The 24,421-nt window shown below is 60.9% G+C and carries 15 protein-coding genes; 6 read left to right on the top strand and 9 right to left on the bottom strand.

Annotated features, from left to right (window positions below):
- The 4 genes from nagA to nagE are packed head-to-tail and all read left to right on the top strand — an operon-like array spanning position 1 to position 6,381.
- Entirely contained in the window at positions 1–1,107 is a 1,107-nt protein-coding gene (gene nagA, locus BFL40_RS21065; protein ID WP_071485741.1) for an N-acetylglucosamine-6-phosphate deacetylase, read from the top strand.
- On the top strand, positions 1,100–2,110 hold the full coding sequence (locus BFL40_RS21060) for an SIS domain-containing protein (RefSeq protein ID WP_071485740.1): 1,011 nt from the start codon (positions 1,100–1,102) through the stop codon (positions 2,108–2,110). Before nagA ends, BFL40_RS21060 begins: the two co-directional genes overlap by 8 nt.
- Before the next feature lie 36 nt (positions 2,111–2,146).
- A complete protein-coding gene (gene ptsP / locus BFL40_RS21055; protein WP_071485739.1) occupies positions 2,147–4,657 on the top strand; it encodes a phosphoenolpyruvate--protein phosphotransferase in 2,511 nt (836 codons plus the stop codon).
- A gap of 26 nt (positions 4,658–4,683) precedes the next feature.
- Positions 4,684–6,381 carry an N-acetylglucosamine-specific PTS transporter subunit IIBC gene (gene nagE / locus BFL40_RS21050; RefSeq protein WP_071485738.1) on the top strand — a complete coding sequence of 566 codons (1,698 nt, stop codon included), beginning with the start codon at positions 4,684–4,686 and terminating at the stop codon, positions 6,379–6,381.
- Positions 6,382–6,647: 266 nt separating this feature from the next.
- Here the strand turns inward: nagE and BFL40_RS21045 are convergent, their stop codons facing one another.
- A complete protein-coding gene (locus tag BFL40_RS21045) occupies positions 6,648–6,959 on the bottom strand; it encodes a YqfO family protein (protein ID WP_071485737.1) in 312 nt (103 codons plus the stop codon).
- 4 nt (positions 6,960–6,963) lie between these two features.
- Complete coding sequence (gene purL, locus BFL40_RS21040; RefSeq protein WP_071485736.1) at positions 6,964–10,860, bottom strand: phosphoribosylformylglycinamidine synthase; 3,897 nt, start codon at positions 10,858–10,860, stop codon at positions 6,964–6,966.
- Positions 10,861–11,147: 287 nt separating this feature from the next.
- Between purL and mltF the strand changes: the two genes are divergently transcribed.
- Positions 11,148–12,608 (top strand): membrane-bound lytic murein transglycosylase MltF, encoded by a 1,461-nt coding sequence (gene mltF / locus BFL40_RS21035; protein WP_071485735.1) that lies wholly within the window; start codon positions 11,148–11,150, stop codon positions 12,606–12,608.
- 110 nt (positions 12,609–12,718) lie between these two features.
- On the opposite strand, the gene BFL40_RS21030 is transcribed toward mltF, so the two are convergent.
- The 5 genes from BFL40_RS21030 to treP form a co-directional block, all read right to left on the bottom strand.
- Positions 12,719–12,997, bottom strand: coding sequence for a PTS sugar transporter subunit IIB (locus BFL40_RS21030; RefSeq protein WP_071485734.1), 279 nt, complete (start codon positions 12,995–12,997; stop codon positions 12,719–12,721).
- Positions 12,998–12,999: 2 nt separating this feature from the next.
- On the bottom strand, positions 13,000–15,531 hold the full coding sequence (gene ptsP, locus BFL40_RS21025) for a phosphoenolpyruvate--protein phosphotransferase (RefSeq protein ID WP_071485733.1): 2,532 nt from the start codon (positions 15,529–15,531) through the stop codon (positions 13,000–13,002).
- A gap of 49 nt (positions 15,532–15,580) precedes the next feature.
- Positions 15,581–16,801 (bottom strand): maltoporin, encoded by a 1,221-nt coding sequence (locus tag BFL40_RS21020; RefSeq protein ID WP_071485732.1) that lies wholly within the window; start codon positions 16,799–16,801, stop codon positions 15,581–15,583.
- Positions 16,802–16,996: 195 nt separating this feature from the next.
- A complete protein-coding gene (gene treC / locus BFL40_RS21015) occupies positions 16,997–18,643 on the bottom strand; it encodes an alpha,alpha-phosphotrehalase (protein WP_071485731.1) in 1,647 nt (548 codons plus the stop codon).
- A gap of 64 nt (positions 18,644–18,707) precedes the next feature.
- Positions 18,708–20,150, bottom strand: a complete 1,443-nt coding sequence (gene treP / locus BFL40_RS21010) for a PTS system trehalose-specific EIIBC component (RefSeq protein ID WP_071485730.1) — start codon at positions 20,148–20,150, stop codon at positions 18,708–18,710.
- Positions 20,151–20,402: 252 nt separating this feature from the next.
- Between treP and treR the strand changes: the two genes are divergently transcribed.
- Positions 20,403–21,107, top strand: coding sequence for a trehalose operon repressor (gene treR / locus BFL40_RS21005; protein WP_071485729.1), 705 nt, complete (start codon positions 20,403–20,405; stop codon positions 21,105–21,107).
- 74 nt (positions 21,108–21,181) lie between these two features.
- On the opposite strand, the gene guaA is transcribed toward treR, so the two are convergent.
- Both guaA and guaB read right to left on the bottom strand, forming a co-directional pair.
- Complete coding sequence (gene guaA, locus BFL40_RS21000) at positions 21,182–22,759, bottom strand: glutamine-hydrolyzing GMP synthase (protein WP_071485728.1); 1,578 nt, start codon at positions 22,757–22,759, stop codon at positions 21,182–21,184.
- An 82-nt stretch (positions 22,760–22,841) separates the two neighbouring features.
- Positions 22,842–24,311 (bottom strand): IMP dehydrogenase, encoded by a 1,470-nt coding sequence (guaB, locus tag BFL40_RS20995; protein WP_071485727.1) that lies wholly within the window; start codon positions 24,309–24,311, stop codon positions 22,842–22,844.
- Positions 24,312–24,421: the final 110 nt, after the last annotated feature.

Here is a 24,421-nt window from a genome sequence, read left to right as displayed (position 1 = left end):
ATGTCCGAAGACAACATCCTCACGCCCAGCGGCTGGATTCGCGGCCGCCTGGTGCACGAGCACGGCAAGGTGATCGCCATCGACGGCGTGCCTTGCGACCCGACTGAAAATGACCTGCCTTACTTGCTGCCCGGCTTTATCGACCTGCATGTGCATGGCGGCGGCGGCAAAGACATCATGGAAGGCGCCAGCGCGTTCGAGACCATCACCCGTACCCACGTGCGTTTTGGTACGACCTCGCTGCTGGCTACCACCATGACTGCACCGGTCGACGAAATCTCCAGCGTGCTCGGCCAACTCGGCACCTTTTGCGAACAACGTCCTACAGGCAGCGCCCGCGTACTCGGTGTTCACCTGGAAGGCCCCTACATCAATCCGGGAAAACTCGGCGCGCAACCCAACTTCGCTCACACCGCGTTGATGGCGGAAGTGGAAGCCTACCTGCGCCTGGCACCGATCCGAGTGATCACCATCGCCCCAGAAATCGCCGGGCATGACGCGTTGATCCGCGCCCTCAGCGAACGCGGCGTGCGCATGCAGATCGGCCACACCCTGGGCAGCTATGAGGAAGGCGTCGCCGCCCTCGCCGCCGGTGCCACCAGCTTCACGCACTTGTACAACGCCATGAGCCCGCTGCATCACCGCGAACCGGGCATCGTCGGCGCGGCACTGGCCCACGCCAAATACGCCGAGCTGATCCCGGACTTGCTGCACGTACACCCCGGCGCCATGCGTGTGGCCCTGCGCTCGATCCCGTGCCTGTACTGCGTCACCGACTCCACCGCCGCCGCCGGTATGCCCGACGGCGAATACAAGCTGGGCAGCCACACCGTAACTAAATGCCTGGGCGGTGTGCGCCTGGCCGACGGCACCCTGGCCGGTAGCACCCTGACCATGGATCAGGCGCTGCGCAACCTGGTGAAAATCGGCCTGCCTATCAGCGAAGCCTCACAACGCCTGTCGCAATTTCCTGCGGACTACCTGGGCCTCGAAGAACGCGGACGCCTGCAACCCGGCAGCTTTGCCGACTGCGTGCGCATGGACCGCTCCCTGACACTCACCGACGTAATGGTCGAAGGAGAAACCATTGACTTCAAAAATGCTTGAAGAGGCCCTGGCCTCCTGTGACGCCGTCGCGGCACAACTGCAACGCCTCGACCCGCCACTGGAAGAAATCGCCGGGCGCCTGCGCCGTCAGCCGCCGCAAGTGGCGATGACCATCGCCCGCGGCAGCTCGGATCATGCCGCGAGCTATTTCGCCTATTTGACCATGCAACACGTGGGCATCCCGGTGGCGTCGTTGCCGATGTCGGTGGTGACCTTGTTGCAGGCGCCGATGAAGGTCAGCGGCCAGGTGGCATTCGGGTTCTCCCAGTCGGGGCAAAGTCCGGACCTGGTCAACAGCCTGCGCCTGCTGCGCAAACGCGGTGCCCTGAGCATTTCGATGGTCAACGCCGAAGACTCCCCGCTGGAAGCTGCCTGCGAATTCCACGTGCCACTGTGCGCCGGGCCGGAACAAAGCGTCGCGGCCACCAAAAGCTTTATCGCCACCCTCAGCGCCAGCGCGTTGTTGATCGGCCACTGGAACCAAGAGCCCGACTTGCTGCAAGCCTGCCGCGCCCTGCCCGATGATCTGCGTGCAGCCGCCAAGCAAGATTGGACCCACGCCATCGACGCCCTGCGCGGCTGTCAGCAATTGATGGTAATCGGCCGTGGCGCCGGTTTTGCCATCGCCCAGGAAGCCGCGCTCAAGCTCAAGGAAACCTCGGCGATCCAGGCCGAAGCCTTCAGCAGTGCCGAAGTGCGCCACGGGCCGATGGCCTTGATCGGCGACAACTACCCGCTGCTGGTATTCGCCCCGCGTGGCGCCGAACAAGCCGGTCTGTTGAGCCTGGCCGCCGACATGCGCCAACGCGGCGCTCGCGTGTTGCTGGCCGCACCGGACGATATCGCCGAGCGCGACCTGACCCTGAGCCGCGCCGAACACCCCAGCCTGGACCCGATCCTGGCCATCCAAAGCTTTTACGTGATGGCCGCAGGCCTGGCCGAAGCCCGGGGCATGGACCCGGACCAGCCGCGTCACCTGAGCAAAGTTACCCGCACTCACTGAGTGGTTTGCAGCGTTTTCCTGATGAGTACCGTGCCCATGTCCAACAACAATAATGAATTGACCCTTAGCGCGCCCCTCAGCGGGCCGGTGCTGACCCTGGGCAACGTTCCCGACGAAGTATTCGCCAGTGGCGCGATGGGCGACGGCATTGCCATCGACCCGTTGAATGACTGCCTGCACGCGCCCTGTGATGGAGTGATCATCCATGTCGCGCGCACCGGTCACGCACTGACGATTCGTGCCGAGAACGGTGCCGAGGTATTGATGCATGTGGGCATCGACACGGTGGAGCTGAATGGCGAAGGGTTTGCGCTGTTGGTGAAAAATGGCGAGCAAGTGAGCAAGGGCCAGGCGCTGGTGCAGTTCGATCTGGACCGGATTGCACGGCAATGCAAAAGCCTGGTCAGCCTGATCATTCTGACCAATGGCGAGCGTTTTGAACTGCGCTCGATTGCCGGGAAAACGGTCAAGGTCGGTGAACCGCTGCTGCAAATCGTGGCGCGCTCGGCGGCGCCGGTTCAAGCGTCTGTGGATAACTCGGAGGCCGAAGCCAGCGCCAGCGTGCACATCACCCATCGCGGTGGCCTGCATGCGCGTCCGGCGGCGTTGATCCGCAAGACCGCCCAGGGTTTCAGTGGCCAGGCGCACCTGCACTTCAACGGTAAATCGGCGTCGTGTGACAGCCTGATCGGCTTGCTGGGACTAGGGATTGGCGAGGGCGACGAGGTGCACGTGACCTGTCGCGGCAAGGATTGCGAGGTGGCGTTGCAGGCATTGGTCGCTGCGCTCTCAATCGCTATCAGCGAAGAACATCACGCCCCCGTCGCCATCGCACCCCGTCGGGCGAACACCGAAGCCGGTGTACTGCAAGGCGTGTGCGCAGCACCCGGCCTGGTCTGCGGGCCGCTGTTTCGCCTGACCGGCATCGAGTTACCGGAAGACACCGGCCACCACCGCGCCGACGAACAACTGCAACAACTGGACACCGCCCTGGAACAAGTGCGCAACGAAATCCGAGCGACCCTGGACCACGCCCGCCAGCGCAAGAACGTCGACGAAGAAGAGATCTTCGCCGCCCACCTTGCCCTGCTCGAAGACCCGACCTTGCTGGAGGCGGCGACCGCCGCCATCGAACACGGCAGCGCCGCCACCCACGCCTGGCGCGACGCGATCCAGGCGCAATGCGCGGTGTTGCTGGCCCTGGGCAAGCCACTGTTTGCCGAGCGCGCCAATGATCTGCGGGACCTGCAACAACGCGTGCTGCGTTCACTGCTGGGTGAAGCCTGGCACTTCGAATTACCCGCCGGTGCAATCGTCAGTGCCCATGAACTGACACCGTCTGACCTGCTGCAACTGAGCGAGCAACATGCGGCCGGTATCTGCATGGCAGAAGGCGGTGCCACCTCACATGTGGCAATCCTCGCCCGAGGTAAAGGCTTGCCCTGTGTGGTCGCGTTGGGCAGCGATGTGCTCGACGTGCCCCAAGGCCAACGCGTGGTGCTGGACGCCGCCAACGGTCGCCTGGAACTGGCACCCAGCGAGGCGCGCCACGCCGAAGTGCATCAGATCCGCGACGCACAAAAGCTACGCCGCCAACAGCAACAGGCCCAAGCCCAACAGCCTGCACGCACCACCGACGGCGTGAGCATCGAAGTCGCTGCCAATGTCGCCTCCAGCGCCGAAGCCCAGGTGGCGTTTGCAAACGGCGCTGATGGTGTCGGCCTGCTGCGCACCGAATTTCTCTTCGTCGACCGTCGCACCGCGCCGGATGAACAGGAACAGCGCCAGGCTTATCAAGCCGTGCTGGATGCCATGGGCGACAAGTCAGTGATCATCCGCACCATCGATGTGGGCGGCGATAAACAGCTCGACTACTTGCCGCTGCCGGTCGAGGCCAATCCGGTGTTGGGCCTGCGCGGCATTCGCCTGGCCCAGGTACGCCCTGAAGTACTCGACCAGCAACTGCGCGCGCTGCTGCAAGTCAGCCCCTTGGAACGCTGCCGAATTCTGCTGCCGATGGTCAGCGAGGTTGATGAACTGCTGCAAATCCGCCAGCGCCTGGATGAGTTGTGCGCGGAGCTGGAACTGACCCAGCGCCCGGAGCTGGGCGTGATGATCGAAGTGCCCGCCGCCGCGCTGATGGCCGAACAACTGGCCAAGCACGCGGACTTTTTGTCCATCGGCACCAATGATCTGTCCCAGTACACCCTGGCCATGGACCGCGACCATGCAGGCCTCGCCGCACGGGTCGACGCCCTGCACCCGGCACTGCTGCGACTGATCGCCCAAACCTGCGCCGGAGCTGCCAAACACGGCCGTTGGGTCGGTGTGTGCGGTGCCTTGGCTTGCGACCCGCTGGCCACGCCCGTGCTGGTGGGCCTGGGAGTCAGGGAGCTGTCCGTAAGCCCGCCGCAAATCGGAGAAATCAAGGACCGCGTCCGCCATCTGGACGCGGCGCAATGCCGGCAATTGAGCCAAGGCCTGCTTGACCTGAGCAGTGCCAAAGCCGTTCGCCAAGCCTGTCAACACCACTGGCCGCTGAGCTGAAAACAACAAGAAAAGGGAGACACGCCATGTACCAACATTTTATCGAGGGCCTGCAACGCCTGGGCCGCGCGCTGATGCTGCCGATCGCGATCTTGCCGATCGCAGGCCTGCTGTTGCGCCTGGGCGACACCGACCTTTTGAACATCGCCGTGATGCACGACGCCGGGCAGGCGATTTTCGCCAACCTCGCGTTGATCTTCGCCATCGGTATCGCCGTGGGTTTTGCCCGTGACAATAACGGCACGGCAGGCCTGGCAGGCGCCATTGGTTACTTGGTGATGGTCTCCACCCTCAAGGTGATGGACACGACCATCAACATGGGCATGCTCGCCGGTATCGTCAGCGGTTTGATGGCAGGTGGGCTGTATAACCGCTTCAAGGACATCAAGCTGCCGGAATACCTGGCGTTCTTTGGTGGGCGACGGTTTGTGCCGATTGTCACCGGGTTTAGTGCCGTCGGATTGGGCGTGATCTTTGGCCTGATCTGGCCGCCGGTGCAGCACGGCATCAACAGCTTCGGTGTGCTGCTGATGGAAAGTGGCAGCTTTGGCGCCTTCGTGTTCGGCGTGTTCAATCGCTTGCTGATCGTCACCGGACTGCACCACATCCTCAACAATATGGCGTGGTTTGTGTTTGGCAGTTTCACCGATCCGGCCACCGGCGCCGTGGTGACCGGCGACCTGACCCGCTACTTCGCCGGCGACCCGAAAGGCGGCCAGTTCATGACCGGCATGTTCCCGGTGATGCTGTTCGGCCTGCCCGCTGCGTGCCTGGCGATGTACCGCAATGCGTTGCCGGAACGCCGCAAAGTAATGGGCGGGATTTTCCTGTCCATGGCACTGACCTCGTTCTTGACTGGGGTAACGGAGCCGATTGAATTTGCGTTCATGTTCCTTGCGCCGTTTTTGTATCTGATCCACGCGGTGCTGACAGGCCTTTCCATGGCCGTCACCAACATGCTGAATATCCACCTGGGCTTTACCTTCTCCGGTGGGTTTATCGACATGGTGTTGGGCTGGGGCAAGTCCACCAATGGTTGGCTGGTGTTCCCGGTTGGCTTGGCCTATGCGCTGATCTATTACAGCGTGTTCAACTACTGCATTCGCCGCTTCAACCTGAAGACGCCGGGCCGTGAAGATATCCAGGTGGTACAGGCTGAGGTGATGAGCAATGACCAACGGGCCAGCGCGTACATCCGGGCGTTGGGCGGTGCGGCCAATCTGCTGAGTGTTGGTGCTTGCACTACCCGCCTGCGGTTGGACATGGTCGATCGTAGTAAGGCAGTGGATGCCGAGCTGAAAGCACTGGGCGCCATGGCCGTGGTTCGGCCGGGCAATGGCGGGAGTTTGCAGGTGGTGGTCGGGCCAATGGCCGACAGCATTGCTGATGAGATTCGCTTGGCCATGCCGTCGTTTGTGGCCTCTGCGCCGGTGAGCGTTGCGCCTGTGGATAAGCCGATTGCGGTGAATGTGCAGGAAGCCGAGAAATGGCTGAGCGCCTTGGGTGGCCGAGGCAATGTGCGGCAGTTGGAAGCCGTGGCGATGACCCGGTTGCGGGTGGAGTTGGGGGATGATTCGGTGTTGTCAGAAGCTGACCTCAGCGCACTCGGTTGCCAGGGTGTCAGCCAATTGGAAAGCGGTGTTTGGCACCTGTTGATTGGTGACAAAGCCACTGGATTGGGTGAGGCGCTGGAGCGCTTGGTTACCCGCCCAATCAACGCCTGACCGATCGCTCCCACGCTCTACGTGGGAATGCCGCCCCGGACGCTCCGCGTCCAAGGCGCATGGCTCAAGCCCTGCGCAAGGGTGACGCAGAGCGTCACAGGATGCATTCCCACGCGGAGCGTGGGAACGATCAAGAATTTCGCTGCTCAGGTTGGGGAGTACGGTGAAGATTTGGTCGCAGGCGCCTGCTCCGCCGCCATCGCAGCCAACAAAAAACCCGCTGACCAAACTGGCCCAGCGGGTTTCTTGTTAAAGCAGCGTGCAAATCAAAAATCCGCCAACTGCCACACCTCATACGCCGGTGTCTCATACGGATGGCTCAGCTTCAACGCAGCCACAACAGCCACAATCAATTCATCCGCCACCACCAGCTCAACCTTCCACTCTTCAACCACTTCAACCTGGCCCACCTGCCCGATAAACGGCTGACTGCCGTCCAACGCGCGGAATTGGCCCTGGCCCAGCACTTGCCAGGCGCAGCTGTCGTAGTCGCCGATGCGCCCGCCGCCGGCGGCGAAGACGGCGGTTTTCACCATCTCCACATGGCTGTCGGGCACAAAGAAGGCGAGCTTGTACACCGTCTTAGTTCACCCAAACGCGAGCGTTGCGGAACATGCGCATCCAGGCGCCATCTTCGTTCCACTCTTCCGGGCGCCACGAGTTTTGCACGGCGCGGAATACGCGTTCCGGGTGCGGCATCATGATGGTGACGCGACCGTCGCGGCTGGTGAGGCCGGTGATCCCGCGCGGCGAGCCGTTCGGGTTGGCCGGGTAGGTCTCGGTGACCTTGCCGTGGTTGTCGACGAAACGCATGGCCACGCAACCGGACAGGTCGGCTTCCAGCAAGGCTTCTTCGCTGGAGAACTCGGCATGGCCTTCACCGTGGGCGATGGCGATTGGCATACGCGAACCAGCCATGCCTTGCAGGAAGATCGAGTTGGATTCCTGCACCTGCACCATGGCGACACGGGCTTCGAACTGCTCGGAACGGTTGCGCACAAAGTGCGGCCAGAACTCGCTGCCCGGGATCAGTTCGCTGAGGTTGGACATCATCTGGCAACCGTTGCACACACCCAAGGTGAAGCTGTCGTTGCGCTCGAAGAAACCCTGGAACGCGTCGCGGGCACGGCTGTTGAACAAGGCCGACTTGGCCCAGCCCTCACCGGCACCCAGCACGTCGCCGTAGGAGAAACCACCGCAGGCTACGAGGCCTTTGAACTCATTGAGGTCAACGCGACCGGCGAGGATATCGCTCATGTGCACGTCGATCGCATTAAAGCCCGCGCGGTCGAACGCGGCCGCCATTTCCACTTGGCCGTTGACACCCTGCTCACGCAGTACGGCAACTTGTGGGCGGATGCCTTTCTTGATGTAAGGCGCGGCGATGTCCTGGTTGACGTCGAAGCTGAGCTTGGTGCTCAGGCCCGGGTTGTCTTCTTCCAGGATCACGTCGAATTCCTGCTCGGCGCACACAACGTTGTCGCGCAGACGCTGGATCTGGTAGCTGGTTTCAGCCCACTGGCGTTGCAGCAAGCGGCGCTGGCCGGCAAACACGGTATCGCCATTGAAGGAGATGTTGATTTCACCGTTGTTGATCGGCTGGCCAATCACGGCCACACAATCGTCCAGACCAGCAGCGCTGAATTGGGCAAGTACGTCAGGGGTAGCATCCTGGCGAACCTGGATCACGGCGCCCAGTTCTTCGTTGAACAGGATGCCGTTGATTTCGGCGGCATCCTCGGCAACGCTGTCGAGCACGATGTTCAGGCCGCAGTGACCGGCGAAGGCCATTTCCACAACGCTGGTCAGCAGGCCACCATCGGAGCGGTCGTGGTAAGCCAGCAAGTGACCGTCGGCGTTCAGACCCTGGATCACGGCGAAGAAGGCTTTCAGGTCTTCGGCGTCATCGACGTCCGGCGCGTGTTTGCCGAGCTTGCCATGGGTCTGCGCCAGGATGGAGGCGCCCATGCGGTTCTGGCCACGGCCCAGGTCGATCAGGATCAGATCGGTGGTGCCCTTGTCCATGCGCAGTTGCGGGGTCAGGGTCTGGCGGATGTCGGTGACCGGTGCGAAACCGGTAACGATCAACGACAGCGGCGAGGTCACGCTCTTGTCGGTGCCGTCTTCGTTCCAACGGGTAGCCATGGACATGGAGTCCTTGCCCACCGGAATGGTGATACCCAGCTCCGGGCACAGCTCCATGCCGACTGCTTTAACCGTGTCGTACAGGCGCGCGTCTTCACCTGGGTGACCGGCGGCCGACATCCAGTTGGCCGACAGTTTGATGTCGGACAGCTTGCCGATGCGCGAAGCAGCGATGTTGGTGAGGGTTTCACCAATCGCCATGCGGCCCGACGCTGGGGCGTCCAGCAGAGCGAGCGGTGTGCGCTCGCCCATGGCCATGGCTTCACCGGTGTAGACGTCGAAGCTGGTGGCGGTGACGGCAACGTCAGCCACCGGAACCTGCCACGGCCCGACCATTTGATCACGGGCAACCAGGCCGGTGATGGTGCGGTCGCCGATGGTGATCAGGAAGCTTTTGCTCGCCACGGCCGGGTGGTGCAGCACGCGTTCGATGCTGTCAGTCAGGTCCAGCGCGCTTGGGTCGAAATCATCGCCCAGCTCGGTTTCACGTACCGCCGAACGGTGCATGCGCGGGGCTTTGCCCAGCAGCACTTCCAGCGGCATGTCGACCGGGCTGTTACCGAAGTGGCTATCTGTGACAGTCAGTTGCGGCTCGGCAGTGGCTTCGCCGACCACGGCAAACGGGCAACGCTCGCGTTCGCAGATAGCCTGGAAGCGCGCGAAGTCTTCAGGGCCAACGGCCAGCACGTAACGCTCCTGGGATTCGTTGCTCCAGATTTCGTGCGGGGCCATGCCCGGCTCGTCGTTTGGAATGTTGCGCAGTTCGAAACGGCCACCGCGGTCGCCATCGTTGACCAGTTCCGGGAAGGCGTTGGACAAACCGCCGGCGCCGACGTCGTGGATGAAGCTGATCGGGTTCTTGTCACCCAACTGCCAGCAACGGTCGATCACTTCCTGGCAGCGACGTTCCATCTCTGGGTTTTCGCGCTGTACGGAGGCGAAGTCCAGGTCGGCCGAGCTGGTGCCGGTGGCCATGGAGGAAGCGGCGCCGCCACCCAGACCGATCAACATCGCCGGGCCGCCGAGTACGATCAGCTTGGAGCCGACCAGGATCTCGCCTTTCTTGACGTGTTCTTCACGGATGTTGCCCATGCCGCCAGCCAACATGATTGGCTTGTGGTAGCCGCGCACTTCATCGCCACGCGGGGTGGTGATGGACTGCTCGAACGTACGGAAGTAGCCGGTCAGGGCCGGACGACCGAATTCGTTGTTGAACGCAGCGCCGCCCAGCGGGCCTTCGATCATGATGTCCAGCGCGGTAACGATGCGCTCAGGCTTGCCGTACGGCACTTCCCACGGCTGTTCGAAACCTGGGATCTGCAGGTTGGACACGGTGAAACCGGTCAGGCCCGCCTTTGGCTTGGCGCCACGGCCGGTGGCGCCTTCGTCACGGATTTCGCCGCCGGAACCGGTGGCTGCGCCCGGGAACGGGGCAATCGCGGTCGGGTGGTTGTGGGTCTCGACTTTCATCAGGATGTGCACCGGCTCCTGCACCGCGCCGTACTGGCGGGTTTCAGGGTCCGGGAAGAAACGGCCGGCGACGCTGCCGACGATGACCGAGGCGTTGTCCTTATAAGCCGACAGAACGCCTTCGCTGTGCATCACGTAGGTGTTCTTGATCATGCCGAACAGGCTTTTTTCCTGGCTTTCGCCGTCGATGTCCCAACTGGCGTTGAAGATCTTGTGACGGCAGTGCTCGGAGTTGGCCTGGGCAAACATCATCAGTTCGATGTCGTGCGGGTTGCGCTTCAAGCCGTTGAAGGCGTCGACCAGGTAGTCGATCTCGTCTTCGGCGAGCGCCAGGCCCAGCTCGGTGTTGGCCTTCTCGAGGGCGGCGCGGCCACCGCCGAGCACATCAATCGCGGTCAGCGGCTTGGGCTCGGCGTGGCTGAACAAACCAGCAGCCTGTTCCAATTGGGCAACGATGATCTGGGTCATGCGGTCGTGCAGGCTGCTGGCGATCAGCTCAGCCTCGGCGTCGCTGAACTGGCCAGCCACGTAGAAGGCAATGCCACGCTCCAGGCGCTGGATTTTTTCCAGGCCACAGTTGCGGGCGATGTCGCTGGCCTTGCTCGACCAGGGCGAGATGGTGCCGAACCGTGGCAGAACCAGGAACAAGCGGCCAGTAGGCTCTTGAACAGGAACGCTTGGGCCGTACTTCAGAAGGCGTGCCAGCACTTGCTGTTCGTCGGCGGTCAACACGCCGGTTACGTCGGCGAAGTGAGCAAATTCAGCATACAAGCCTGTAACAGCTGGAACCTTTTGGCTCAGTTGCTCAAGGAGTTTGCTGTGGCGAAAGGCAGAAAGGGCAGGAGCGCCGCGCAGGATCAACATCTTCGGGACAGCCTCGGGAAGGGGGTGTGCTTTGAGGCCGTGCATTCTAGCGTAAACCGCCGCCAACGGCACCCGAAACGGTACCGCTGGCCGCTGCCGAACGTCAGTTGGCACGAATTGCACGGTATCGGGGCGTTTTCCACGGGTTGGCGTACAGTTATTTTAACCGTCACAAACCCTCGCCAGCCCACGTTTCTGCGGGCTTCAGCCCGGTTTTGCGGGCGCTAGCAGACAAGTCCCCTGCTGTCGAGATATGGCGCCGTGGGTCGTTTGCGTATACTGCGCAGATGTTCTCCCCAACTGCTTTACGCCCGCGATGCGCCAAATGGCTCATCGCAACCGGACTCTTCCTGATGCTCAGCGCCTGTGTTGATAAACCCAGCACGCTCGAGCGAATCAAGGAGGATGGCGTATTGCGGGTGATTACCCGAAACAGCCCGGCCACTTATTTTCAGGATCGCAACGGTGAAACCGGTTTCGAATACGAACTGGTCAAGCGTTTTGCCGACGACCTGGGGGTGAAGCTTCAGATCGAAACCGCCGACAACCTCGACGACCTGTTCGGCCAATTGGGCAAACCTAACGGCCCGGTCTTGGCTGCCGCTGGTCTGGTGAGCAGCGAGCAACGCGAGCAACAAGTGCGCTTCTCTCACCCGTACCTGGAAGTGACCCCGCAGATCATCTACCGCAACGGCCAGTCCCGCCCGACGAACGCGGCGGACCTGGTGGGCAAGAAGATCATGGTGCTCAAGGGCAGCACCCATGCCGAGCAATTGGCGGAGCTGAAAAAACAGAACCCTGCGATTGAATACGAAGAGTCCGACGCCGTTGAGGTAGTCGACCTGCTGCGCATGGTGGACGAGGGGCAAATCGACCTGACCCTGGTGGACTCCAACGAAGTCGCAATGAACCAGGTGTACTTCCCCAACGTGCGCGTGGCGTTCGACCTCGGCAATGCCAGCAACCAAAGCTGGGCCGTGGCGGCGGGTGATGACAACAGCCTGCTCAACGAGATCAACAGCTACCTGGACAAGGTGGAAAAGAACGGCACCCTGCAGCGCCTTAAAGACCGCTACTACGGGCACGTCGATGTACTTGGTTATGTCGGCGCCTACACCTTTGCCCAGCACTTGCAGCAGCGCCTGCCCAAGTACGAAAAACACTTCAAAACCTACGCCAAGGAAGAAAAAGTCGATTGGCGGCTATTGGCGGCCATCGGCTATCAGGAATCGCTGTGGCAACCGGCCGTCACCTCCAAGACCGGCGTGCGCGGCCTGATGATGCTGACCCAGAACACCGCCCAGGCAATGGGCGTATCCAACCGCCTGGATGCCAAACAAAGCATCATGGGCGGCGCCAAGTACCTGGCCAAGATCAAGGATGAACTGGACGACAGTATCGCCGAACCGGATCGCACCTGGTTTGCCCTCGCCGCCTACAACGTCGGCACCGGTCATCTGGAAGATGCACGCACGCTGGCGAAGCGAGAAGGCCTGAACCCGAACAAGTGGCTGGACGTGAAGAAGATGCTGCCGCGCCTGTCGCAGAAGCAGTGGTACAGCAAGACCCGCTATGGCTATGCCCGCGGTGGTGAGCCGGTGCATTTTGTGGCGAACATCCGGCGTTACTACGACATTCTTACTTGGGTAACCCAGCCGCAGTTGGAAGGCAACCAAGTGGTGGAAGGCAATCTGCATGTGCCGGGCGTGAACAAGACCAAGCCGCCGGAAGATAACCCGCAGTTGTAAAGCGCTGATCGTTCCCACGCTCTACGTGGGAATGCGCTCCGCGTCACGACTCTAAAAACGGACGCGGAGCGTCCAAAGATGCATTCCCACGCAGAGCATGGGAACGATCATTAGAGGCCGGTGATCAGGTGCACGACTCCACTGGTCAACACCATCACTCCCGGCACACCGGCCGCTTTTAGCGCAGCACCATCCAAGCGTGCAACATCCAACAACTGCACCCTCACTCGCGTCAGCGCTATGTGCTGTTGCGACTTGAGATTATCCGCGCCACCCAATGCCTTCAGTACATCGGCCGACAACACACCCTGCGCCGGTGCAGCAACCGTCTCGGCAACCAAATCCGGGGTCAGGGCTTTCCAGAATGCCCGCTGTAATTTCTCGAACATGCTCAGTGCTCCACGACGGGTGAGGTTTCAACGGTGGCCGCGTGATACAGGCGCAAGGCCTCGCGCACTTGGGCGGCTTCTTCCAGGCCCAGTACCTGGCGGGCGATGATCTGGCAGTCGGCCAGGTCCAGCTCACGTACGGTGGCCTTGATGGTCGGGATCAGCGGCACGCTGACCGACAACTCATCCACGCCGAGCCCGATCAACACCGGCACCGCCAGCGCTTCGGACGCCAATGCGCCGCACACGCCCACCCACTTGCCATGGGCATGGGCGGCTTTGACCGTGGTGGCGATCAGACGCAGCACCGAGGGGTGAAAGCTGTCGGCCTGGCTAGCCAGCCGTGGATGGTCGCGGTCCATGGCCAGGGTATATTGGGTCAGGTCATTGGTGCCGATGGAGAAAAAATCCACATGCGGCGCAAACACATCCGCCATCAATGCAGCGGACGGCACTTCGATCATGATCCCCAGTTTCGGCAGCTCCGTGAGCCCCAGCGCCAGCGCTTCTTCTTCAAGAATCTGCCGCGCCAGGTGCAGTTCCGACAGCAGGCTGACCATCGGCAACATGATATGCAGCCGCGCGAAACCGGCACTGGCGAGGATTGCGCGAAATTGTTCGCGCAGCAGCTCAGGACGCTCCAGGCACAGGCGAATACCGCGCAAGCCGAGGAAGGGGTTGGTCTCGACCTCCATCGGCACGTAGGCCAACGGTTTGTCGCCGCCGACGTCCAGGGTGCGCACGACGAGGTTGCGCTCAGCGCCCAAAGCGCGGGCGATGGCGGTGTAAGTACCGGCTTGCTCCTCTAGGCTGGGTGCACGGCTGCGATCCAAGTAGAGAAACTCCGAGCGCAGCAGGCCGACGCCTTCACCGCCGAGGGTCAGGGATTGTTCCACCTCCTGCAACGAAGCGACGTTGGCCGTGACTTCGACGTGATGGCCGTCGCGGGTGGTGGCGGGTAAGGAAGCCTGCGCCACTTCACGCTGGCGTCGCAGAACTTGATGTTTTCGCGCAGCGTCCAGTTGTTCGATTTCGGCCAGGTTCGGGTCCAGATGCAGCTCGCCTTTGTCAGCGTCGAGCAATACCTGTTTGCCGTTGGCCAACGTCAAGACTTGAGCCGGTACACCGCAGATGGCCGGCAGGCCGAGGGCACGGGCGAGGATCGCGACATGGCTGGTCGCACCGCCGCCGACGGTGACAAACCCCAGCACCTTGCGCGTATCGAGGCTGGCGGTTTGCGAGGGGGTCAGTTGCTCGGCGATCAGGATCGTCCGCTCCGGGAGATCCCAGGCACTGTCCTGAATACCGAGTACAAGCCTCAACACGCGCTTGCCGACATCGGCCAGGTCCGCCGCGCGCTCGGCGAGCAGCGCACTGCCTGAGTTCTGGAACAAGATGGCGGTGGCGTCAGTGGCTTGCTTCCAGGCAAACGCCGCGCTCTTGCCTCGCATCAGCAATTCGTTGGCTTGCTCCAACAGCGATGGGTCTTCCAACAGCTCTTGATGCGCGCGAAAAATATCGCCCTGGGGGCGGCCTGATGCCTTGGCCTGCAGTACTTGCAGGCCCGTGGTCGCGTCCAGCAACGCGCGGGTCAACGCGGCGCGCTCAGCGACTTGGCCGGTGCCTGCTTCGGTGATGATCAACTCAGGTTCGGCCACCTGAACCACCTGACCAAACGCCGACCCCGGCGACGCACACACGCCACGCAGCAACGTCGCCGACGACACAGGTGCGACGGGTTCAACCACCACAGCCGGTGCCGCAACCGTTTCGCCGCACCCTTCAGCCAACAAGGCAACCAGCGCTTTGATTGCCACGTCGGCATCGTCACCCGCCGCGCTCACTTGCAAGGTGTCACCCTGTGCGGTTTGCAACGCCATGATCGCCACCAAGGATTTTGCGTTGGCGCTCTGGGTTTGCTTGTGCAGGTAAATGCTTGCGTTGAAGCCCTTCGCCGCCTGGGCAAACACCGCCGCAGGCCGCGCGTGCAAACCGTTGGCATTGGGCAAGGTCAGCGGCTTGGAGAACAGTGCGTCACCCTCCCCCTCCACCGCGTCCTCTGCCACATCGCCCGGCGAAACCTGCAGCAGCGGTTGGCCCACATCTACCAGGCCGTTATCCGGAGTCAAAAGCACAAACGGCTCGCCGCTGACCACCAACATCAACGTCAGCAAACTACGTGCATTGAGGGCCACATAGTCCGCATCGAATTCAATCAGCGGTTGCCCGGCCTCCACCCGCTGGCCTTCCTGCACCAGCCGAGTGAAGCCCTGGCCCGCCAGGTTCACGGTGTCCAGGCCGATATGCATCAGCACCTGGACGCCGTTGTCGTCGGTAACGCTGACCGCATGACCACTGTCCTGGATATTGCTGATCACCCCGGCCAACGGCGCACAGAGGGTCTGCGAGGTCGGGTCGATGCACAGGCCGTCGCCGATCAGGCGGCTGGCGAACACCGGGTCCGGCACCTGATCCAGCGCCAGCAGCACCCCGGACAGGGGCGCCAGCAGTTCCAGGGGTTGAGTTGTGGTCATGATTTCACCTGCTGTTTTGTTCTGTAAAAATCATTGGGCGGAGGATGGATTACTTCCACCAATACTCAACCTGCACACCAAAATTCGACCCATGCAACGCCGTGCCGTAAGCGCCGGTATCGGACAACGCCGAACCCGCCGCCAGTTCATTCGCCGCGCGCTTGGCCGCTTCGTTCCAGGTTGCATAGGTGTAGTACAAACGCACTTCGGGCCGCGCCCAGAAATCCGGGCCTTTGGGCGACCAGGTCGGGGCGAAGGTAAATTTGCTCAGCTTGCGCGTACCGCCGGTGGCCTCGACTTGATCATGCCCAAGTTCGGTGACCAGCTTGAACTGCTCACTGATGGCATACGCCGGTCGCACACCGATGGACATCCAGGTCTGGTCCTGGCTGCCGGGGCGGATATCTTTCTGGTACACCGCTTCGATCTGCCCGCCGAAACGCGGGGTCACCTGCCAGTCGAAAAACTCCACGGCGCGGTAGCTTTTGCTGCTGTTGTCCAAGGTGGTATCGCCGGTATAACCAAGGCCGGTGCCGGGGCCTTCGCCGTACTGCAAGGCGAATTTGTTCTTGCCACCCAGGAAAGGTTTTTGCACATGCTGCGCCGTGATCGCCCAACCGCTGTTGGCGTCGCGACCGCCGGCTTTATCGATGTAGCTCAAGCCAAATTCCAGCTCGCCGCCGGGGTTGGTCTTGAAGCCAGCCACGTTGAAGTCGTGACGGGTGGCGTATTCTTTCTGGTACAGGTTGTCCTTGCGGGAAATGGCGTAGCTGTATTTGAGGTCGCCAATCAGTACGTCCTCAACACCACCGCCCGTGGCGCTCTGGTTCCAGTAGTAGAAGTCGGAAATATGGATGTCATTACGTTTGTAGTAACGTCGACCGGCCCACACCGAACCGCCATTGAGGCTAGGCAGGTTGGACCATTGCGCATACATCTGCGGCATGCGCGCCGAGCCGTTGTCGTCGCCCTGGAATTTCAGGGCGCGGTCGTATTTGTTGTAGAGAGATGCCATGGCATCGACGCTGAGCACCGAGCCATCGTCGAGAGTCAGCAGGTCCTGGCGCAATTCCAATTCGGCGTACTGCTCACATTCGTTACCCAAACGGTACTTCGATTGCGCCCCCGGCAACTGGAAGCACTGCTGCTTGCCACTGCCCGTTGAAGTGCCCGCGCCACTGCGCAAGTAACCGGCAAATTCCAGGGCCTGAGCGGCAAATGGAGCGGTGAGACACGACGCAATGAGGCCCAGCTTTATTGTTGTTTTCATGAAGCACTCCGATATTTTTATTATGTTTTTTTGAAGCTTCCTGTGCTCCCACACAGGGTCCAACTCGCGACTTTACGTAGCAGCTGTCGAGCTGCCAGCGAGGCTGCGTTGGCCACACCGCCGTAATCACGCCAGACGCTGGCACCGAGTCGCGCCTGACGCAGCCTCGCTGGCGCTCGACAGCTGCTACGGACCTCAGTCCTTGAGGTGCAGCACAAAGGATTCGTAAGGGCGTAGCGTTACCGTCGCCGTGCGTTGCGGGCAGTCGGGGTAGTTGCTGATCAGCAGGCGTTGCTCTTTCGCCGCACTGATCACGTGGTCGGGCAGTTGGATTTCGCACGGCGTGCCGTAGAAGTTGTTGAGCACCAACAGGCGCTCGCCATGGCCTTCGCGCAGGTAGGCCCAGACTTGCAGGTGGTCTTGCAGCAGTTGGCGGTAAACGCCTTCCTGAATCAGCGGTTCGTGACGACGCAACGCGATCAACGCGCGGTAGTGATACAGCACCGAATCCGGGTCATCCAATTGGCTTTCGACGTTGATCTGCGCCGCATTGGCGGGGATGCCAATCCACGGTTCGCCCGTGCTGAAACCGGCATTAGCTTGGGTGCTCCACTGCATCGGCGTACGCCCGTTGTCGCGGGACTTCTGCATGATCGCCGCCATACTCGACGCCTCGGACTCCCCCGCCTCACGCTTGAGGCGGAAGATGTTCAGGGTCTCCACATCGCGGTACTGCGAGATTGTGTCGAAGCCCGGATCTGTCATGCCCAACTCTTCGCCCTGGTACACATACGGCGTGCCTTGGAGGAAGTGCAGCGCGGTGGCGAGCATCTTGGCCGAGACCACGCGATGCTCTCCGTCGTCACCAAACCGCGAGACCACGCGCGGCTGGTCGTGGTTACACCAGAACAGCGCGTTCCAGCCGCCACCGGCCTGCATGCCCAGTTGCCAGTCGGAGAAAATTTGCTTGAGCTGCAGGAAATCAAAGTCCGCCTTCACCCACTTTTGCAGGTTCGGATAATCGACTTTCAGGTGATGAAAGTTAAAGGTCATCGACAGCTCTTTCGACTCCGGCCGCGAGTAGCGGATGCAGTGCTCGAGGCTGGTGGACGACATCTCGCCGACGTTGATCAGTTCATGCCCTTCGAAGACTTCGCGGTGCATTTCCTGCAGGTATTCATGCACGTTCGGGCCGTCGGTGTAGAAACGGCGACCGTCGCTATTGTCTTCCGGGAAATCGGCGGGCTTGGAGATCAGGTTGATCACGTCCAGGCGGAAACCGCCCACACCCTTGTCGCGCCAGAAACGCATCAACTTGAACACCTCGGCGCGCACCTTGGGGTTGTCCCAATTCAGGTCGGCCTGGGTGTGGTCGAACAGGTGCAGGAAGTACTGGCCGGTTTGTGCCTCGTATTCCCAGGCCGAACCACCGAACTTGGATTCCCAGTTATTCGGCTGGTCGCGCCAGATGTAGAAATCGCGGTATGGGTTATCGAGGCTGCTGCGCGCTTGTTGGAACCACTCATGCTCGATGGAGGTGTGGTTGACCACAATATCGAGCATCAGCTTGATGCCGCGCTTGGCCGCTTCGCTGATCAGCAAATCGCAGTCGGCCATGGTCCCGTAGCTGGGGTCGATGGCGTAGTAGTCACTGATGTCGTAGCCGTTGTCGCGTTGCGGCGAGCGCAGGAACGGGGTGATCCACAGGCAATCAACGCCCAGCCATTTCAGGTAATCGAGTTTATCCACGATCCCCAGCAGGTCACCGGTGGCGTTACCCGCGTGGCTGTGGAAGCTTTTGGGGTAGATCTGGTAGATCACCGAGTGTTGCCAGTTTTGCATGGGAACTCCTTCAACTTGGAATACGATCAACTGTGGGAGCTGGCTCGCCTGCGATAGCGATCAATCAGGCGACCCGATATCCCGGGCGCACGATCTTCATGCTCAAGGCACAGGTCAAAACAAACGGCACCACAATCGCGATGACCATCCCAATCACAAAACTCGGGATGTACTGCGGAATGATCGAGATAAAACCGGGCAAGCCACCGACGCCGATGGCCGACGCCTGCACTTTGTTAAGCGACAGGAAAATGCTGCCCAGTGCTGAGCCGAGCAAGGCGGCATAGAACGGAAACTTGAAGCGCAGGTTCACCCCAAACATCGCCGGTTCAGTGATGCCGAAATACGCGGAAATCGCCGAGGTCGAAGCCATGCTTTTGTCCCGCGCGTTGCGGCTCATGTAGAACACACCGAGTGCCGCACTGCCCTGGGCCAGGTTGGACATCACGATCATCGGCCAGATAAACGTGCCGCCCTGAGTAGAAATAAGCTGCAGGTCTACGGCGAGGAACATGTGGTGCATGCCGGTGATCACCAACGGCGCATACAGCAGGCCGAAAATTGCCCCGCCGACCATCGGCGCCAAGTCAAACAGGGTGACCACGCCTTCGGTGATCAGAATGCCGAGGTGACGGGTCACCGGGCCGATAATCGCCAGGGCCAGCACGCCGGTGACCACGATGGTGGTGATCGGTACAACCAGCAGTTGAATCGCGTTGGGCACCCGCGCCCGCAGCCATTTCTCAATGACGCTCATCACATAGGCCGCCATCAGGATCGGCAGGATCTGCCCCTGATACCCAACTTTTTCGATCTTGAACCAGCCGAAAATATCGAAGTACGGCAGGCTCTGGCCGTCCAGACCGGCGACTGCCTTGCCGTAGTTCCAGGCGTTAAGCAGGTCAGGGTGTACCAGCATCAAGCCGAGCACGATGCCGAGGATTTCACTGCCACCAAACCGCTTGGCCGCCGACCACCCCACCAGCGCCGGCAGGAACACGAACGAGGTGTTGGCCATCAGGTTGATCAGGCTCCACAGGCCATCCAGGTTCGGATAGGCCTCCAGCAGTGTCTTGCCCTCAATGAACATGCCCTTGGCGCCCATCAGGTTGTTCACGCCCATCAACAGACCGGCAATGATCAGCGCGGGCAGGATCGGCATGAACACATCGGAGAACACCCGCACCAGACGCTGCATGGCATTGGTTTTGTCGGCGCCCTTCTGCTTGACGTCAGCAATGGTGGCGGCGGCGAGGCCGGTCTGTTCGCGCAGGGCGGCATAGACCTTCTCCACTTCGCCAGGGCCGATGACCACCTGGAACAGGCCACCGGTGAAGAACGAACCCTTGACCAGATCGACCTGGTTCAGCGCACTGCTGTTGACCCGGCTTGGATCCTTGAGCGCCAGGCGCAGGCGGGTCACGCAGTGGGCAGCTTGCTCTAGGTTATCGCTGCCCCCGAGGTGCTCGAGAATCTCGCGGGCAATATTCGAATAGTCGTGGCTCATGCTTGGTTTCCACTTTGATTTTTTTATTTGAGGGCAGTCATTGGCAGCACGCCGAGGGCAAAAGTACTCGTCTGTACGAGTTAAAGCAACAACTCGTCTGTACGAGTTACAAATAGTTTATTTTTCTGAATTTGCAGTCAGACTTTTCCTTTCTTCCACCTGGGTCCAATGGACAAACCCCACCCGTGCCACTAAGGTTCCTGCCTTGAACGCACAGTTCACCTTCACCAAGTCGGGCACAGAGCCATCCCCATGAGCAAATACAACCAGATCTATACGGATCTGCTTGCCAGCATCACCACTGAACGCCTGCAACGCGGCACGCGCCTTCCCTCCGAAACAGAACTGATGGACGCCTACCAAGCCAGCCGTGGCACCGTGCGCCGTGCCATCGAGCAGTTGCAGGAACGTGGGTTTGCGCAAAAAATCCACGGCAAAGGCACCTTCGTGCTGTCGCCTAACCCCATTGAATTTCAACTGGGCGGTATCGTCAGCTTCCACGAAACCCACGCCGACCTGGGCGATGACGTACGCACCGAAGTCGTCGAATTCACCCAGTTCCCGCTGGAAGGTTCACTGCTGCAACACATCGAAGCCGAAGCCGGCGCACTGATCACCCGCATCAAACGGGTACGGCGGATTGGCGGCAAACGGGTGATTCTCGACATCAACCACTTCGTCGCCGACCTGATCCCAGGCTTGGACCGCGATATCGCCGAACAGTCGATCTACGCGTTTATCGAGCAAACGCTGCAATTGCAGATCAGCTACGCCCAACGCACCATCGAAGCCCTGCCCCGTAGCAAGGACGATCAGGCGCATCTGGATCTGGATGGGCAAAGCCATGTGATTGTGGTGAGCAACCAGACGTTTTTGCAGGACGGAAGGCAGTTTGAGTACACCGAGTCGCGGCATACGTTGGATAAGTTTTACTTTTCAGATATTGCGCGGCGGTAAACAAACGCCCAAAACACAAAACCCCGGCTCAAGGCCGGGGTTTTGTATTTCAGTACTCACCTGCTATCGCAGGATCACTCCCACTCAATCGTCGCCGGCGGCTTGCTCGACACGTCATACGTCACGCGCGAGATGCCTTCGATCTCATTGATGATACGGCCGCTGACAGTCTCCAGCAGTTCGTACGGCAGGTGTGCCCAACGGGCGGTCATGAAGTCGATGGTTTCTACAGCACGCAGGGCAACTACCCAGGCGTAACGACGGCCATCGCCAACAACGCCAACCGATTTCACCGGTTGGAACACCACGAATGCCTGGCTGACTTTGTGGTACCAGTCGGCCTTGCGCAGTTCTTCGATGAAGATGTGGTCGGCGCGACGCAGCAGGTCGGCGTATTCCTTTTTCACTTCACCGAGGATCCGCACGCCCAGGCCTGGGCCTGGGAATGGGTGGCGATAGACCATGTCGTACGGCAGGCCGAGTTCCAGGCCCAGACGGCGGACTTCGTCCTTGAACAGTTCGCGCAGCGGTTCTACCAGCTTGAGGTTCATTTCCTCAGGCAGGCCACCCACGTTGTGGTGGGACTTGATCACGTGGGCCTTGCCGCTCTTGGCGCCGGCCGACTCGATCACGTCAGGGTAGATGGTGCCCTGGGCGAGGTACTTGATGTTGTCCAGGCTGGTGGCCTGGGCATCAAAGACGTCGATGAAGGTGCGGCCGATGATCTTGCGCTTCTTCTCTGGGTCGGACTCGCCGGCCAGGTTGTTGAGGAACTGGTCCTCAGCGTTGGCGCGGATCACTTTGACGCCCATGTTCTCGGCGAACATGGCCATCACTTGCTCGCCTTCGTGCAGACGCAGCAGGCCGTTGTCGACGAAGACGCAGGTCAGTTGGTCGCCGATGGCTTTGTGCAGCAGCGCGGCAACCACGGAGGAGTCAACACCGCCGGACAGGCCGAGCAGTACGTTGTCGGTGCCGACTTGGGCGCGCACGCTGGCAATGGCGTCTTCAGCGATTTTCGACGGGGTCCACAGGGCTTCACACTCGCAGATGTCGAGGATGAAGCGCGACAGGATGCGGCCGCCTTGCTTGGTGTGGGTCACTTCCGGGTGGAACTGCACGCCGTAGTAACGACGCTCGTCGCTGAACATGCCGGCGATCGGGCAGCTCGGGGTGCTGGCCAGGATGTGGAAGTCTTCCGGCATCTTGGTGACCTTGTCACCGTGGCTCATCCACACGTCGAGGCCGAACAGGCCGTCGGCGTCGACGTGGTCTTCGATGCCGTCCAGCAGGCGGCTCTTGCCGACCACATCTACACGGGCATAACCGAATTCACGCAGCTCGGAACCTTCGACCTTGCCACCCAGCTGTTCAGCCATGGTTTGCATGCCGTAGCAGATACCGAAGACCGGTACGCCCAGGTCGAATACGGCTTGCGGGCAGCGCGGGCTGTTGGCTTCGTGCACGGACTCGGGGCCACCGGCGAGGATGACGCCTTTAGGGGCGAATTCGCGAATCGCTTCGTCGTCCATGTCGAACGGATGCAGTTCGCAGTACACGCCGATTTCACGCACGCGGCGAGCAATCAGCTGGGTGTACTGGGAACCGAAGTCGAGGATCAGGATGCGGTGGGCGTGAATGTCGAGGGCCATGAAGTCAGTCTCGTCTAGTGAATCAGAAACAACTCGGGGCTGAATAAAACAGCCCCGGTTACTTAACAGTTTGCAGGAAGCATCAACCTACGCGGTAGTTTGGCGCTTCCTTGGTGATCTGCACGTCGTGGACATGGGATTCAGCCATGCCGGCGCCGGTGATCCGCACGAACTCTGGCTTGGTGCGCATTTCTTCGATGTCGGCGCTGCCGGTGTAGCCCATCGAGGAACGCAGGCCGCCCATCAGTTGATGGATGATCGCGCTCAGGGTGCCTTTGTAAGGAACACGGCCTTCGATGCCTTCCGGTACGAGCTTCTCGGCGCCTGCCGAGGAGTCCTGGAAGTAACGATCGGAAGAGCCTTGAGCCTGGGACATGGCGCCCAGCGAACCCATGCCGCGATAAGCCTTGTATGAGCGACCCTGGAACAGTTCGATCTCGCCTGGCGCTTCTTCAGTACCTGCGAACATCGAGCCCATCATCACGCAGGATGCACCGGCTACGATGGCCTTGGACAGGTCACCGGAGAAACGGATGCCGCCGTCGGCGATCAACGGAACGCCGGTGCCTTCAAGGGCAGCGGCGACGTTGGCGATGGCGCTGATTTGCGGCACGCCTACACCAGCGACGATACGGGTGGTGCAGATCGAGCCTGGGCCGATACCGACCTTGACTGCGTCAGCGCCCGCTTCGGCCAGGGCCTTGGCTGCTGCGCCGGTGGCAATGTTGCCGCCGATCACTTGCACTTCAGGGAAATTCTGTTTGACCCAACGAACGCGGTCGATCACACCTTTGGAGTGACCGTGGGCAGTGTCGACCACCACCACGTCAACGCCGGCAGCGACCAGGGCCGCAACACGGTCGCCGGTGTCTTTACCGGTACCGACGGCGGCGCCAACACGCAGACGACCTTGGTCATCCTTGCTGGCCAGTGGGTAAGCCTTGGCTTTTTCGATGTCGTTGACGGTCATCATGCCTTTGAGGGCAAATTTGCCGTCGACGATCAGCACGCGCTCGATACGGTGCTTGTGCAGCAATTCACGAGCGTCGTCCTTGTCGGCACCTTCGCGGACAGTGACCAGGCGCTCTTTGGGCGTCATCACTTCACGGACGGTGATTTCAAGGCGGTTTTCGAAGCGCACGTCACGGGAAGTGACGATGCCAACCAGGTCGCCGTCGTGCAGCACCGGTACACCGGAGATGTTGTGCAGGCGGGTCAGGTCGAACAGGTCACGCACGGTGGCGTCGGCCTCGATGGTGATTGGATCTTTCACCACACCGGCTTCGTAACGCTTGACCTTGCGCACTTCGGCAGCTTGCTGCTCGATGGTCATGTTCTTGTGGATAATGCCGATGCCGCCTTCCTGAGCCATGGCGATTGCCAAACGGGCTTCGGTGACGGTGTCCATGGCAGCAGAAACCAGAGGAATATTCAGCTCGATGCCACGGGTTAGGCGGGTCTTGAGACTGACTTCGTTAGGAAGCACCTCGGAATAACCGGGCACTAAGAGAATGTCGTCGAATGTCAGAGCTTCTTGGCTGATACGCAGCATCGCGGGGGCTCCCGAGCGGGAAAATGGAAGCGCGCCATTATATACATGCACCCTGCCTGGCTCAATGTAAAACTCTGACAAACTTGGTAATACTGATAGATGGATATTTT

The organism is Pseudomonas costantinii, assembly GCF_001870435.1.
GTDB lineage: Bacteria > Pseudomonadota > Gammaproteobacteria > Pseudomonadales > Pseudomonadaceae > Aquipseudomonas > Aquipseudomonas costantinii.
This window is presented reverse-complemented; position numbering and strand designations above follow the sequence as displayed.